Annotated in this window: 12 protein-coding genes and 1 pseudogene; 11 read left to right on the forward strand and 2 right to left on the reverse strand. The window is 65.4% G+C overall.

The annotated features are described in order from the left end of the window. Nucleotides 1-316, forward strand: a pseudogene (locus ACFXIV_RS34445) (Fe-S oxidoreductase); the annotation flags it as partial. Nucleotides 317-400: 84 nt separating this feature from the next. On the opposite strand, the gene ACFXIV_RS34450 reads toward ACFXIV_RS34445, so the two are convergent. Beyond that, on the reverse strand, nucleotides 401-1,261 hold the full coding sequence (locus tag ACFXIV_RS34450) for a haloalkane dehalogenase (protein ID WP_379402101.1): 861 nt from the start codon (nucleotides 1,259-1,261) through the stop codon (nucleotides 401-403). Nucleotides 1,262-1,553: 292 nt separating this feature from the next. On the opposite strand from ACFXIV_RS34450, the gene ACFXIV_RS34455 reads away from it, so the two are divergent. The 10 genes from ACFXIV_RS34455 (at nucleotide 1,554) to ACFXIV_RS34500 (ending at nucleotide 14,074) form a co-directional block, all read left to right on the forward strand. After that, entirely contained in the window at nucleotides 1,554-2,621 is a 1,068-nt protein-coding gene (locus tag ACFXIV_RS34455) for a UbiA family prenyltransferase (RefSeq protein ID WP_379402102.1), read from the forward strand. Next, a complete protein-coding gene (locus tag ACFXIV_RS34460) occupies nucleotides 2,621-3,718 on the forward strand; it encodes a pyridoxal phosphate-dependent aminotransferase (protein ID WP_379402103.1) in 1,098 nt (365 codons plus the stop codon). The genes ACFXIV_RS34455 and ACFXIV_RS34460 overlap by 1 nt, the downstream gene beginning before the upstream one ends. Next, the gene (locus ACFXIV_RS34465; protein ID WP_379402104.1) at nucleotides 3,706-6,957 is read left to right on the forward strand and encodes a thiamine pyrophosphate-binding protein; all 3,252 of its coding nucleotides are present in this window, start codon (nucleotides 3,706-3,708) and stop codon (nucleotides 6,955-6,957) included. Before ACFXIV_RS34460 ends, ACFXIV_RS34465 begins: the two co-directional genes overlap by 13 nt. A 31-nt stretch (nucleotides 6,958-6,988) precedes the next feature. Beyond that, a complete protein-coding gene (locus tag ACFXIV_RS34470; protein ID WP_379402105.1) occupies nucleotides 6,989-7,693 on the forward strand; it encodes a class I SAM-dependent methyltransferase in 705 nt (234 codons plus the stop codon). An 18-nt stretch (nucleotides 7,694-7,711) separates the two neighbouring features. Then, a complete protein-coding gene (locus ACFXIV_RS34475; RefSeq protein ID WP_379402106.1) occupies nucleotides 7,712-9,136 on the forward strand; it encodes a cytochrome P450 in 1,425 nt (474 codons plus the stop codon). Nucleotides 9,137-9,170: 34 nt separating this feature from the next. Continuing rightward, nucleotides 9,171-9,800 carry a methyltransferase domain-containing protein gene (locus ACFXIV_RS34480; RefSeq protein WP_379402107.1) on the forward strand — a complete coding sequence of 210 codons (630 nt, stop codon included), beginning with the start codon at nucleotides 9,171-9,173 and terminating at the stop codon, nucleotides 9,798-9,800. 134 nt (nucleotides 9,801-9,934) lie between these two features. Then, complete coding sequence (locus ACFXIV_RS34485; RefSeq protein WP_379402195.1) at nucleotides 9,935-10,597, forward strand: ABC transporter ATP-binding protein; 663 nt, start codon at nucleotides 9,935-9,937, stop codon at nucleotides 10,595-10,597. Next, nucleotides 10,594-11,757 (forward strand): ABC transporter substrate-binding protein, encoded by a 1,164-nt coding sequence (locus tag ACFXIV_RS34490; protein ID WP_379402108.1) that lies wholly within the window; start codon nucleotides 10,594-10,596, stop codon nucleotides 11,755-11,757. The genes ACFXIV_RS34485 and ACFXIV_RS34490 overlap by 4 nt, the downstream gene beginning before the upstream one ends. After that, nucleotides 11,754-12,566, forward strand: a complete 813-nt coding sequence (locus tag ACFXIV_RS34495) for an ABC transporter permease (protein WP_379402109.1) — start codon at nucleotides 11,754-11,756, stop codon at nucleotides 12,564-12,566. Before ACFXIV_RS34490 ends, ACFXIV_RS34495 begins: the two co-directional genes overlap by 4 nt. Before the next feature lie 44 nt (nucleotides 12,567-12,610). Next, on the forward strand, nucleotides 12,611-14,074 hold the full coding sequence (locus ACFXIV_RS34500; RefSeq protein ID WP_379402110.1) for an MFS transporter: 1,464 nt from the start codon (nucleotides 12,611-12,613) through the stop codon (nucleotides 14,072-14,074). A gap of 19 nt (nucleotides 14,075-14,093) precedes the next feature. On the opposite strand, the gene ACFXIV_RS34505 is transcribed toward ACFXIV_RS34500, so the two are convergent. Then, a complete protein-coding gene (locus ACFXIV_RS34505) occupies nucleotides 14,094-14,852 on the reverse strand; it encodes an NUDIX domain-containing protein (RefSeq protein ID WP_379402111.1) in 759 nt (252 codons plus the stop codon). Between the last annotated feature and the right edge of the window lie 31 nt (nucleotides 14,853-14,883).

Here is a 14,883-nt window from a genome sequence, read left to right on the forward strand (position 1 = left end):
GTCGGCTCCGGCCGCCGAGGCCAAGCCGTCCATCGCGCCCAAGGGTCTGGCCATGAAGTCCGGCCTCAAGCGCCCCGGCCCGAAGGCTCCCGGCGGCGCGGCCCCGGCCGCCGCTCCGGCTCCGGAAGCGCCTGCGGCTCCGGAGGATTCGGCTCCGACGGAGGCCGCTCCGGCTCCGGCCGCCGAGCCCGCCGCCCCGGCCGCTACGGAGGGCAATGGCACGCCGGAAGGGAATGGTTCCGTCGCGCCGCCGGCCGCCAAGCCGGGTGGTCTGGGGTTCAAATCGGGGATGAAGGCGCCGGGCCGGAAGAACTAGGCGCGCTCGAAATGGCAGGCAGCCGAACCTGATCGACGTGGGCGGCGCTACCGAGTGGTAGCGCCGCCCACGGTTTCGCCAGGCTCAGGGGAACCGCTTCGCGATCGCCGTCGCGATCTCATGGGGTGCGTGCTCCTGGATGAACTGCTGTGCGCTCGGCAGCTCGACTACCTCGAGGTCGGTGAATGTCGCCTGCATTCGGGGGATGTGGGCCTTAGGGCGGTAGACGAGGTCCCGCATACCCCAGACCAAGAGGGTCGGCTTGTCGGCGAGGACGGCGGGCACGTCTCGGGAGAGCTGCTCCAGTAGCGGCCGGGCGTCGCGAATCTGTTTGGCGATCACGCCGAGTCCCGGGCGGGCTTCCGGGGTGGGCTGCACCCCGCGATAGTGGTCGGCCTCGGCCGCGCTGAGCTTGCGCCCCAGCTCGCCGAGTAGGACGCGCTCGACGAGGAAGTTCCGCTCGAGCACTTGCCGCTGCATCAGGGGGGTGCGGATGAGCATGCTGAAAACCCGATTCGCCCGCGCTTCGGGTGGCCAGAACGTGGTGTTGCCCAGCACGATTCCGCGCAGCCGATCGGCGCGCGTGGTTACCGCGCCGAGGCCGATGGGTCCGCCCCAGTCGTGTCCCATCAGGATGAAGTCGTCGAGCCGCAGGTGATCGATCAGTTCGCCGAGGACCGAGATGTGCTCGGCGACCGTGTAACCGAATCCCTGCGGACGTTCGGACAATCCGAACCCCAGGTAGTCGACGACGATACAGCGGTACCGGTCGCGCAGCTCCTGCACGATGTGGCGGTAGAGGAAACTCCACGTCGGAACGCCATGGCAGAACAGGATTGTCGGCCCGGACCCCTCGTCGATGTAGTGCACCCGGCCGGCGGACGAGTCGAACCAGCGAGAGCCGAAGGGGTACAGATTCCGGTCGGGAACGAAGTCGATCAGCATTGAAACCCTCTCTGCGATACGAGACGACGTCTGATATACCTCGCCCACACGGAATCACGTGAATTGCCAACGGTTTTCGGCCGCACATGGGCGTGTGCAACTGATGAAGGCAGCGGTTGAACACCCTTGGGCGACAACGGATTTCGTGTATGCTCACACCAGCGGAACCGCAATACACCGTATAAGCATTGACGAGTCGTGTTCTGAGTGCCGATCGTGGGGCAAGGGTTTCGGTTTCAGGAGCTGGGGGCCCCGGGGCGGGCAATATCCAACTGCGCATGACGAGTGAGCTGTGATCGTGGCTGAAACTATGTCGATACCGACACTTGACGAATTTCTGGACAAGTCGGCAGAGGAGAGACTCGATTGGGTACATTCGTCCGAGGGATACACGACAGGAATTCTGGGGCGGATCGAGCTGTTCCTTTCGTTCGCCCGCCCGCGTACATGCCTACCCGGAATGCTGGCGTTCTGCCTTTCCTGCAAGCTCCTCGGTCTGACGGTTGACGTCGATGTTCTGATCGGCTTCGCGATCACCTTCCTGTACAGCGCGGTCGCGAATCTGTTCAACGGCTATTCCGATGTCGCGGAAGACAATGAGAACCTGCCGGCCCGCCTGTACCTGCTCGGTCTCTACGGCCGGCGGCGGCTGCTGGTGAGTTCCTATGTCGTGTGCGCGATCATGCTGGGGTTGGCGACTCTGGTGAGCCCCATCTTCGTCGTGATGACGGCGATCTGTGTTCTCATCGCACACCAGTACTCCTTGCCGCCATTTCGGGTGAAGGCGCGGCCGGTGCTGTCGATCTGCCTCTTCGCCCTGGATGTCGCCTTCCCGTTCCTGATGGCTCCCGCCGTCGCGAAGCACGGGCCGGCGGTTCTCGGGAATTGGCCCTTCATCAGCATGGCCGCATATTTGTTCGTGTGGTTCGCGGCCAAGGGACTGGTGAAGAATCTGCCCGACTATTACGGCGATAGGGCTGCCGGTCTGACGACCTCGGCGACCATCAGCCGAACACGTTTGCAAGCCGCGGTGGTGGCCTCGGCCGGAACGATCATCGTCTACCTGGGTCCGGTATTCCTGGTGGCCGCCGGTCAGTTCGGGGAGAAGTACCTGCTGGCCCTCGTCTGGTTCCCGATCGTATGCGTTCAGTGCGCGCGGATGATCCTTCGTGACGACAGCCAGTCGGCGAACAACATGCTTCGTTTCGACATGGTGGTATCGACGGGATATTTGTCGACCTGGATCCTGCTGATAGATCCTTCCGTTTCATCGATCAGCATCGTGATCGGGTCGCTGGTCATCATTTTCCTCATGGATGCGCTGAAGCTCGATACCCGCAGAAAGAAGGATGTCGTCTGATGGATGCGGTGGAAAGGTTGATGAAGGCGCGTCCGGGTGTCGTGTGGAATGAGTATCGCTCGGGTGAGGAGAACAACTATTCGGTAGTCGCGCTGGACCTTTCGAACAATGCGTTGCCTTTTGCTCCATTGCCGAGCGTCCGCAATGCGATCGAGGCCGAGGTGGACCGCGCCGCGGACTACCCTTCCGCGTCGTATGGCTCGCTGCGGGGAGCCATCGCCGAGTTCGTGGGCTGCGCCGCCGACCAGGTCATCGTCGGGCCGGGCAGCGTAGGCGTGCTCGGATACGTGCTGCGACGGGTTGCCGGGGATGGTGGCCGGGTCGTCTTCGCGGTTCCGGCCTTCGACGCGTACGAGCGAGTCGTGGCCGACTCCGGCGGCACGCCGGTGCCGGTGCCGGGCACGGAAAGTCGGTGGCAGCCACTGGATTCCATGGTGGCGGTGGCCGGATCGGACGCGGCCGCGATCCTGATCTGTTCGCCGCACAACCCGACGGGTGAGCGGGTGCGTCTCGACGAGATCGAGCTGGTGCTCCGGACGGCTCCGCGGCACACGGTCGTCGTGGTGGACGAGGCCTATATCGATTTCGATCGAACCGTCGATCCTGCCGCGATCTTCCGGCTGACTCGCCTGTATTCGAATCTTGTTGTCATGCGGACCTTCTCGAAGGCCTACGGACTGGCGGGGCTCCGTGTGGGATACGCCGTCGGCAATAGAGATCTGATCGGTGCCTGTCGAACGGCCGCATTGCCCTTCGGCGTGAACCGAATGGCGGTGGCCGCGGCGATCGCCTCGTTGGATGTGAGCAATGAGCTTGCCGCCCAGGTCGATTCGGTCGTGCACTGCCGGTCGTTGTTCACCGAATCGGTTCGCGAGCACGGACTCGCCGTCCCCGAATCGGGCGGCAACTTTCTCTGGATGCCCATGCGGCACACGGCATCTCTTGTCGATTGCTTCTCCCGCTCGGGGATCGCCGTCCGTGAATATCCGGACCTCGGCGTCCGGATCACCGTGCCCGCACTCGAGCACCTAGCTGACGTTGTCGATGTACTCGCGGAGGGATACCGCGGAATGGAGGCAAGCGCATGCCACAGATGAATCCGCACCTGGGGGCCGATCTGATGGGCCGTCCCCGGTTCGCCGATGCGTTGGTGGATCGATTGGTCCGGAACGATGTGCGCTACATCTTCGGGATGCCCGCGGAATCGGTGAATTGCCTCGTCGATGCGGTCGGGCGGCGGGAAGAGATCGGGCTCATCGCGGTTCGCCACGAAAGCGCGGCCTCCTGGATGGCCGTCGGCTACGCGCGGGGCTCGGGCACCGTGGGTGTGTGCTTCGGTACGGCCGGCCCCGGCGCCACGCACTTGCTGCCCGGCGTTTATAACGGGCTCTACGACCGGGTGCCGGTGCTGGCGATATCCGGACAGGTTCCGCTGGCCGGTATCGGGACGAAGTCGTTCCAGGAGATCGAATCCTCGCGGCTGTTCCGAGACGGTACGTGGCGCTCATCGGACATCATGTCGGCCGACCAGATCGGCGTCTTCGACCAGATCGTGCTCGCGATACGACTCGAGCAGACGTCGGCTCATGTCGCGGTCCCGTCGGATCTGCTGAACGCACCGGTCGATGAGAGGGAACAGGCGAGCCCGTATCGGCTGGATCGCCGCAGTGCCACGAAGGTCGACAAGAAACGCATCGACGACCTTGCCGACCACCTGTGCGTGAACCCGATGGCGATCGTATTGGGTTCCGGCAGCGGGGAATCGGTCGATCGCGCGCGCCTGCTCGCACACGCACTGGCGGCTCCACTGGTGGCCCTGCCCGAGTCGGGTATCCCGGAGGCGCTGGTGACCCCCGTCGACGACCATGAAGAATCCGCGGCCGACGGCGGCGTTCTGCTGATCGGCCGGCGTACCGTCGGAGTGGAGCGGTACTTTCCCGCGGCGAATATCCTGATCGAAATCACCGATCTCGCTACGTCCGGGTTCGACGAGGGATGCCGGCGGGTTGGGATCGCCGGTGATATTCCGGCGATTCTGGAGTCCCTGACCTCCGCCGTGTCGAGCCGCAAAGACATTCCGGCACAAGCATCATCGGAGCAGCCGTCCGGTACACCGCGCGACGCGGAGGTGCCCGGCGGGTGGGCGGTGCTCACGCGGCGGCTGACGGGTGCGTCGGTGGCCGTCGACCCAGGACCGATGCAGCGACTGTCGCGCAGGTTCCTGGGTGAGCACGCGAATGTTCACAGCGCGTGGAATCTGGAGGCCGAAGGGTCGGCGCTGCCGATGTCGATCGGTCTTGCGCTGGCGGCCGGTGATCGATGCTATGCGCTGACCGACCTCGCGTCTCTGGACCAGTACATCGCGGAGCTGTCCACCGCCGCGCGCTACGCGGTTCCCGTCACCGTTGTCTGCGCAGCGGAATCCGGTGCGACGATCCGAGATCTGGCTCAGGCCTTCGGAATCCCGGTGTTGTGGGCCGGAAGCCCGAGTGAGCTGAATTCGAGGCTGGAAGAGGCCGGCCGCGAGCACGGTCCGGTCGTGATCCTGACCTCCGCGCTGGAAGTGGAACCGGCGCTGTCCGGCGGGAGGGTCGACGCCGATGCCGTCCGGTTCGCGAGCGATCTGTTCGGTGCGATAGCGGGTCGCGGGGTCGACTCGGTGTATCTCTCGCGAAGTAGTTGTGCGCGGCTCGGTTCGGCGAGTGAATCGTCCGACCTCGACGTGCATGTCGTCTCCGATACGCAGGCGGCCGCCATGCGGGCAACCGCGGCCTTCAAGGCCGAGGGGACCACGGCGTGTGCCCTGGTGACCTCGCCCGCGGAACTGCTCGCGCAGCTGAACGGGCTCTACGACGCTTCGTTCGACAGCGCCTCGGTGCTGCTGGTCTCCTTCGAAATCGACCGCTGGTTCCTGGATCCGGTGGACGTGCTGGGGGAGATCTCGGCGATATCGGTGGTCCTGGACGGCACCGCCAAGGATTCGACGCGCCTTCGAGACGCGTTGCTGACCGTGGCCGCCGGGGGTAAAGGGGTGACGCACATTCACGTCGCCAACTCCGCGATAGCGGCGGGCAACAGCGCAGCGCTCGTGGAAAGTTCGAGCGCGCAAGGTATTCCGACGTCGTTGATCGGGCTTCCCGGTAGCACGATGGCCGCCTGCGAAGAGATCGCGCGGGCGGCGGAACTGCTCGAAGCGGCCGAGAATGTCTCGATCATTGTGGGCCGTGGCGCAGCCGGCGCACGACGTGAACTTCTCGAGTTGGCGTCACGCACGGGAGCTCCGCTCTACTGCACCATGGGTGCCCTGGCCGCGGATGTTCTGGGCGAACACTGCGACGGCCTGGTGGGGACATCCGGTCATGACGAAGCAATGCAGAACATCCGGCAGAGCCGGCTTGTCGTATTGGTGGGCGTGTCCTGGCGCGGCTCCGCATTCGAGCTCGTCGGAAACGGTCCGGTGGTGTCGATCAATGCCGACCCGCTGACTTTCCTTCGTCTCCCGCCCGAATCGATCGGCCTGCTCGGAGACGCACGGGAGCTGCTGGAGGCACTGATCGGATCGTCGAATGATCCTGTCGCCGTGCGCGATATCGCCCGGTCCGGCACATCGCGGCGAAAAGGGCCGCGGGAGAGTGCGCGGGAACTGCGCGCGGCCGCGGCCGCGCAGATCATCGATCATGAGCTCGCGCAAGCCGATAGAGCATCCACCCTGAGCGTGGATGTCGGTATCAACACGCTCTGGGCATACCGCTACGTACGGTCCGCGTCCAGATATCTGTGGACCGCATCCTTCGCCACCATGGGATTCGCGGTGCCGGCTGCGGTGGACGTCGCCGTCCGCAGGCCGAAGGAAATCTCGGTGGCGATCGTGGGAGATGGCGGGATCGGCATCACGCTGGCCGAGCTCCGCAATGCCGCGAAGGTCGAATCGACAACGGTGATCGTCGTTTTCAACAACAGCGCGCTGGCCGCCATCAAGTTCGAGAGCTGGATCATGGGATGGCCGGATACCTCATCGGAATTCGCGCCATTGGATTTCGCCAGCTTCGCGCGGCATTGCGGGCTGCCCGCGGTGACGGCGCGGACATCCGAGGAATTCGGGAATGCCTTCCGATCCGCGCTTCGCACCGAGGGCCCGATGCTCATCGACGCGCGCATCCCCGCGGTGGAGGCTCCCGCGCTGGCGGGACGCATTCATGTTCGCCAGGTCGTGGGACTGGTATCGGGCTGGCTGCGCGACGGTAAGGCCGCGAGATCCGGCGCGTGGTCGATGGTGAAGGCGGTGGGCGCCGACGCGGCTGTCCAACTGATTCGCCGGGTAGGGCGAAGCGAATGAACTGTCAGGCAATCAGAGAGGAGGGACGCGAATGGTCGGGACACGTCCGGCTACGCCGCAGGCGATGTTCACGGAAATAGCTCCGCGCTACGACCTGGTCAATTCGATTCTCACATTGGGTGGCGACAAGCGGCTCCGGCGCGAGGCGGTCCGCCTGCTCCGGCTCGAGGCCGGTTCGAGGGTGCTCGATGTCGCCGCGGGGACGGCCGAGATCGCGTCCGCGCTGGCCGCCGAATATCGCTTTCCGATGTCCTACTGCGCCGTCGATCTCAATGAGCAGATGCTGGAGGTGGCGGAGCGCAAACTGGCGCGGCTGGGGCAGGAGTGGCCGCGGAGCGAGTGGGGCCTGGTGCACGGAAGCGCGGAGGCGCTGACCTTCGAGTCGTCGACATTCGACGCCGTCGTCATGTGTTTCGCGCTGGATGACATGGACGACCCGTCGGCCGCGCTGGCGGAGACGGTACGGGTGCTCCGCGACGGCGGACGCTTTCTGCTGATCGAACTCGCCCTGCCGGACAGCGAGTTGCTGCGCACGGTGCTGAAGTACCGCCTGTTGCTGATTCGCAGGATCGCGGGACTTCTCGGTTTGGCGCCCGTCGCCCACATGACCAAGGAGGTGGAGATGGACCGCGGCGCGGAATACACCATAGCCCGCTGCGAAAAGGCCGGCCTCACATTGGATTCCCGAGCGCGGTACCACGGCGGCATGGTTCGCGCCTATGTGTTCCGCAAGTAGAGATGGAAAAGGTTCTTCATGTCCAACAAATGCCCGCACGTCGAGGCGCCGAAGGTACATTCTGAAACCAGCATAATCAGCCGCCGTTTCTCGAATGAGCACCTGCCCGGGCCGCCGGGACACCGTTTCATGGGTTCATACCCCGAGTTCGCGAAGGACCGCAACAAGTTCCTGCGGGACACTGTCCGGCAGTACGGAGATGTCAGCCGAGTCAGGTTCCCGCTCCGGGACTTGGTCGTACTGGGTAACCCGGAAGACGCACACGCGGCTATGGGTGACACCTCCGGCGACTACAGCAAGTTCGGAAACTATCATCCCGTTATTGCGAAGCGGCAGAACGGGTTGTCGTTCATCGAGGGAGAGCTCTTCAGGGAAAGGCGTCGGATCGTCAGTCCGCTGGTCACCCGGGACGGTCTGAAGAGCACGTTCAATGCCAATGTCGAAGCCTACCTCGACAGCCTCGACGCGAACATCGCCGTGGCGACCGACGCCGAGGGTGTCACCGATCTGCAGGAGGCGATTTTTCAGACCCTCTTGCGAGGAGTGCTGAAGCAGACGTTCACCGAGCCCTTCACTCCCCATGAGATCGATGAGTTGCACAACGGCCTCTCGACCTTCACCAAGTTCCTCGGATCGACTCTGAAGATTGCCGATCCGCCGAATCTGGTGCGCCCGTGGGGTCCGTACAAGATCCGGCCCTGGGCGGTGTACACCGCGGCGAAGATCGTCAAGAATCGCGTTGTCGAGCGGCAGAACTCGCCGGCTCTGGGCACCTACGGCGATGTCTTGGACGGCATGCTCGCGGGATACAAGAAGCTGAAGACCCCCATGACTTTCTGGGACCTTTGCTTCGATGTGGCGACCATGACCAGCGCGTCGTATGGCACTACCGCCGGCGCGATCACCCAAACGGTCGTTCGCACCGTCCTCGACGCCGGAGCGACGGATCGCCTCGTGGAAGAGAGTGGCACTGTCGATCTTTCACAGCCGTCCATCGAGTCGGTGCGCAGCCTGCATTGGGTGAAATCCTGCTTCGAGGAATCGATGCGAATGCAAGGGCTTCCGCTCCTGCTCCGATTCACATCGACCGGCGCGAACTTCCAAGGGTTCGACATCGCGCCCAATACGATGCTGGGCGTTCCGATCTCGACGATCCACCGCGACCCGCGCTGGTGGACCGATCCCGACAAGTTCGATCCGAATCGGTTCTACGACAAGAGCAAACGGGTCGATCAGCCTCGGGTGTTGCACTACCTGGCGTGGGGTGCGGGCCCGCACCGATGCACCGGCGCCCAACTGGGGTACCTGATCGCGCCGTACCTCGTGGCCTTGATCTTCAGCCGCTACAAGATCGAAGTGCCGCCACACTGGTCACTTCGCGAGGATCCCGGCCTGGCGCCGGTGATCAAGGGCGGCTTCCGAGTTCGACTGACTCGACGATGAATGCTTCGGCCGAAGAGAACCTGAGGGAGTGGGTATGAAATTCGCAGAGCGATACGATATCGCGGCACCGATTTACGACCGGACCGCGTGGGTCCTCTCACTCGGTGGAATCGACAAGCTGCACCCGGCCCTGGTCGCGGGACTGGACCTGTCCGGCAAGACGGTGGCCGATCTCGGATGCGGTACCGGACTTGCTTTCCCGGCTCTGATCGACGCGATCGGCCCGTCGGGCCGGGTGATCGGGTTGGACAACAACGCGGCCATTCTCGCCAAGGCGGAAAAGCGGGTGGCGGCGAACGGGTGGAACAATGTGAAGCTCGTGGTCGACGACATCGCGACGACACCGCTGCTTCGGGACGTCGACGTGGTCTTCAGTTGCATTGCGATGAGCTGCGTTCCGGACCCTTCGCAGAAACTGGACGAGCTCCTCGGGAACCTGCAGCCGGGTACCGGTGTCCGCATCATCGATGCCCTGCCGCGAACCTCCGGATTCGGGTACCCCGCCATCAACGGGTACAACTTCCTGAAGTCGTTCATCGTCGGATCGCACTACAAGAAGCTCGAGCCGTTCGAGCGGGTGTTCCGTGAACAGCTGAGCGACGTGGTCGTCGACAGCGTGCACGGCGGCATGTACACGCGGCTGACCGGCGTAAAGGGCGCATAGCGCGAACCCCTGGAAGCGAGTGAGCGCTGCCGTCGATGGTCGGCGCGCTCGCTCGATTCCGCTCACGAAGGTGTCCTTGTTTGCGAAATGAATTGACCCTCGATTGCGGCACGAAGAAGTTCGGCGACAATCTCGTGCTGGACAACGTGAGCATCTCGATCGATCGCGGTGAGTTCCTCGCCGTGCTGGGCCCGAGCGGCGGCGGAAAGTCCACGCTGCTGCGGATATTGGCGGGCTTGGAGAAGCTGACCGCGGGAACGGTGAGCTGGAGCGCGGACGGCGCTCGCCCGCGCACCGGGGTGGTGTTCCAGCAATCCCTGCTACTGCCATGGCTCACGGTCATCGAGAACATCTCGGTGGCAGGGCGATTCGCCGCTCACCGGAACGAATTCGACCGTCGGTATCCGGAAACCCTGTTGCGGCGTTTCGGTTTGGACGGCCTCGCGGACCGATATCCGAGCGAGCTGTCGGGCGGCCAGGCGCAGCGCGTGGCCGTACTGCGGGCGGTCGCGACCCGGCCACGGCTGCTCCTGCTCGACGAGCCGTTCAGTGCGTTGGACCCGGCGACTCGAATAGATCTGCGGCAGTGGCTGGCCGAGCTCGTCGCCGAACTCGCGGCCACGGTCGTGCTCATCACGCATGACGTCGACGAAGCGATCGCGCTGTCGGATCGGATCGTGCTGCTCGACCGGGGCCGGATGCGCCGTGAATGGCGGGACGTCCGAACCGGCGATACGCCGGCGCTGCGTGACGACATTCTCCAGCAGTACCACCCGGACGAGGTGGCGGTTCCTTGACGGATATTTCGAGACGGTACCTGCTGGCGGGCGCGACGGGACTCACCGTCGCCGCCGGGCTCTTCGGCTCGGCGGACCTCGTGCACAGCGCGGCCACCGCCGGGCGACGGCGGGAGAGCGCACTTCGCATCGGCTACCTGCCGATCACCGATGCGGCGCCCCTGCTGATCGCGCATTCGGCGGGCCTCTATTCCTCCGGGGTGAACAGCGGTAAGCCCGTGATGTTCCGAAGCTGGGCCGGGCTGGCGGAGGCGTTCGTCTCCCGTGAGATCGATGTCGCGCATCTGTTGATGCCGATGGCTCTGCAGCTCCAGCGCGTTCTGGGTGCCGGGGTGCGAGTGCTGGGCTGGAATCACACCAATGGCTCGGCACTCACTGTCGCCCCGGACATTACGGATCTGGAGCAGCTGGCGGGAACCCAGGTCGCCATCCCGTTCTGGTGGTCGATCCACAACATCGTCCTCCAGCAACTGCTGCGAGCGCACGACATCACTCCGGTGGTGCGGCGCAGTGCGTCGCGATCCCAGCGCACCGTCGAACTCGTCGTCATGAGCCCGTCGGATATGGTTCCCGCCCTGGCGAATCGCTCGATCGCCGGGTACGTCGTGGCGGACCCGTTCAATGCCATCGCGCAGATCAAGAAGATCGGGCGAATCCATACCTTCCTGGGCGACGTGTGGCGTGAACATGCCTGCTGCGTACTGGTGACCAGGGACGACGTGATCGCGGAGCGGCCGGCCGCGGTGCAGGTGGTCACGGATGCGGTGGTTGCCGCCCAAGTGCGAATCACCGCGGACCGCAATGGATCCGCCGGTGCGCTGACGTCCGGAAGTTACCTGCCCCAGCCACTGCCCGCGGTTCGGACGGCGCTGACCTATCCCGCGCCGCCCTATCAACTGCGACATCCCGATTGGTCACCGCAACTGGTCGGATTCCAGCCGTACCCCTATCCCAGCTTCACCCGGAAGCTGGTCGAGGCAATGCACGACACCGTGGTCGACGGGGACCGCGGCTTTCTGGACGGCCTGGATCCGGGCACGGCGCACGCGGGGCTGGTCGACGACACCTTCGTGCTGAATTCGATTGCCGCACACGGAGGGACACAGGCCTTGGGGCTGCCCGCCGACCTCGTCAGAGCTGAACAGGTGCAACTGCTGTGACTTCTACCTTCGTTCGATCCACCCCGACCGCCCGCACCGCAGCCCGGTCGGCCGTCGCCAAGGCGTGGCCCGCGGCCGCGGCCATCATCCTCACGGTTCTGCTCTGGTGGCTGGCGACTTCCGTACTGGCGCCGCAGCATTCGCTGCTGCGCCAGACCGCCCCACAGCGGGTGCTACCGGCGATCGTCGATCTGTATCAGCGCGGCGTGCTGGTATCGGATGCGGCGATCAGCCTGTGGCGCTTGGTCATCGGCCTGGCCATCGCCATGGTGATCGGTGTCCCGGCGGGTCTGCTGATCGGCCTGAGCACGCGGATCGAGCGGGCGGCCACGCCCGTCGTGCAGTTCTTGCGCATGATCTCGCCGCTGTCCTGGACGCCGATCGCCATCGCGCTGTTCGGAATCGGTAATCAGCCGGTCTATTTCCTGGTCGCCGCCGCGGCCGTGTGGCCCATCCTGCTGAACACCGTCTCCGGGGTGCACGCCATCGACCGCGGCTTTCTGGACGTGGCGCGGTCGTTTCACGCGACGCGGGTGGAACAGCTGCGGGTCGTGATCATTCCGGCCGTGCGTGATCATGTCCGGACCGGTCTGCGCCTGGGTCTCGGCACCGCCTGGATCGTGCTGGTACCCGCGGAGATGCTCGGGGTCCGCTCGGGGCTGGGCTATCAGATCCTCAATGCCCGAGATCAGTTGGCCTACAACCAGGTTGTGGCCATCATCCTCGTCATCGGCGTGCTCGGATCCGCGGTGGATTTCGTCGCGAGCCGCCTTCCCGGGCGGACCTTCAACAATCGCGCGGTCGCGTGACACCGGCGCGGTCGCAGGAAACCGATAAGTAAGGGGTGAGCTTCATGTCCGAAGAACGGGCGGCGTCCGATCGTCGCTGGTGGGCACTGCTGGTGCTGTCGATCGCGCAATTGCTCGTCGTCCTGGACGCGACGATCGTGACGATCTCGCTGCCCTACGCGCAGGCCGACCTCGGCATCCGCGATGCCGACAAGCAATGGGTGTTCACGGCCTACACGCTCATGTTCGGTGGCCTGTTGCTGCTGGGCGGCCGTCTGGCCGACTATGTCGGCCGGCGGCGGATCTTCCTCATCGGCCTGGTCGGGTTCGCGGTGGCCTCGGCGCTGGCCGGGGCGGCGGTGAGCCCGGGCATGCTGTTCGCCGGCCGGGCGCTGCAGGGCATGTTCGCGGCACTGCTGGCGCCCTCGGCGCTGTCGCTGGTGTCGGTGACGTTCACCGCGGCGCAGGAGCGGGCTCGTGCCTTCGCCGTGTTCGGGGGCGTGTCCGGAGCGGGGTTCGCGGTCGGGCTCATCGGCGGCGGAGCGTTGACGCAGTACGCCTCCTGGCGCTGGTGCCTGCTGGTGAACATTCCGATCGCGGCCGCCACCGCGGCGGCAGCCCTGCTGGTCGTCGTGCGGGACGTGCCGGTCCGCCGGGTGGGCGGCTACGACCTGCCCGGTGTGGTTCTCGTGACCGCGGGACTGGCGAGCGTCGTGTACGGGTTCAATCGCGCGGCGCAGGTGGGATGGGGCGCGGCCAGCACCGTCGCGCTGCTGGTGATCGGTGTCTGCCTGCTGCTGGCCTTCGTCGCCATCGAGGCGCGGGTCGCCAATCCGCTGCTGCCCCTGCGTATTCCGGGCGAGATCAATCGGGGCGGCTCGTTCCTGGTCGCGCTGCTGGTTCCGGTCGCGATGTACGCGGTGTTCCTGTTCCTCAGCTACTACTTCCAGCAGACGCTCGGGTATTCGCCGTTGAAGGCCGGAATCGCCTTCCTGCCCTTTCCATTCGGCATCGTCGTTTCCGCGGGCATAGCCAGCAAGTTGTTGCCCCAGGTCGGGCCGCGCGTGCTGATGCTGGCCGGTGCGCAACTCGGGGCGGGTGGCCTGATCTATCTGGCGCAGTTGCGGGTCGGGTACCCCTACTGGGCGGCCGTGCTGCCGGCCGAGATCGTGATAGCGCTCGGCATGGCGCAGATCTTCGTGGCCATGCAGGCCACCGCGCTGTACGCGATCGACGATCGCGATGCCGGTGTGGCCAGCGGTCTCCTGAACGCCGTGCAGCAGATCGGCGCCTCGATCGGAACCGCGCTGCTCACTACCATCGCGGTGCAGGTCTCGACGCGATACGCGCGCAATCACCCGCCCACCCCGGATCTGCCGGCGCGCGCCGCGATTCACAGTTACGACGTCGGGTTCTACTGGGGCGCAGGGTTTTTCGTGCTGGCGGCGATCGTGGTCGCGATCACGATTCGGGTCCGGAAGCTGGACCCGGTGACCGATCCGGACCGGGCGGCGACAATACCGGCCTAGGCGCGGGCGGTCCGCACGGCTAGCTGGGCGGGCGGAGGGCGGCGAATTCGTCGGTGACGCGGATCCCGGAGTCGGTGAAGCGGTAGACGGCGGCGGGCCGCCCGCCCGCGCGGCCGGGGGAGGAGGTCGCGCCGGTGGGGGTGATCACCTTGCGGCGGGTCAGTACTCGCTGGAGGTTGGTGGTATCCACGTCGTAGCCCAGTGCGGCGCAATAGATTTCACGCAGGGTGGACATGGTGAAGGTGGCGGGGGCCAGGCCGAAGGCGATATTGGTGTAGGACAGCTTGGCGGCCAAACGGTTTCGGGCATGGCGGACGACCGTGCCGTGGTCGAAGGACATGTCCGGCAGACCCGAGACCGGGTGCCACTTGGTGTCGTGGGGAAGCACCGGTTCGGCGGTCAACGGCACCAGACCCAGATAGGCCGAGGCGATTCGGCGGTCGCCGGGCACCCGGTCGGGATCGCTGAAGACCCACACCTGCTCGAGGTGGGTCAGCTCGCGGACATCGACCTTCTCGGCGAGCTGGCGGGCCGCGGACGTATCGAGATCCTCGTCGTCGCGCAGGCGGCCGCCGGGCAGCGACCAGGTGCCCTTGGCGGGGTCCAGGGCGCGTTCCCACAACAGCACCGCGAGTTCGGTGCGCTGGCCCGGCGGGCAGCGGTCGGAGATGGCAATCCCACCCACGCTAGGGCTCTCACCTGCACGGATGGTGTCAGGAAAGCGACGAACCTGGAACACCGCGGTGAGTGTTTCGTGGATGGTGCTACGATGGGCCACGTTTTCGATTGTAAGTCGAAAACCGGTTGGA

It is taken from the genome of Nocardia sp. NPDC059236 (genome assembly GCF_042754085.1).
Classification (GTDB): domain Bacteria; phylum Actinomycetota; class Actinomycetes; order Mycobacteriales; family Mycobacteriaceae; genus Nocardia.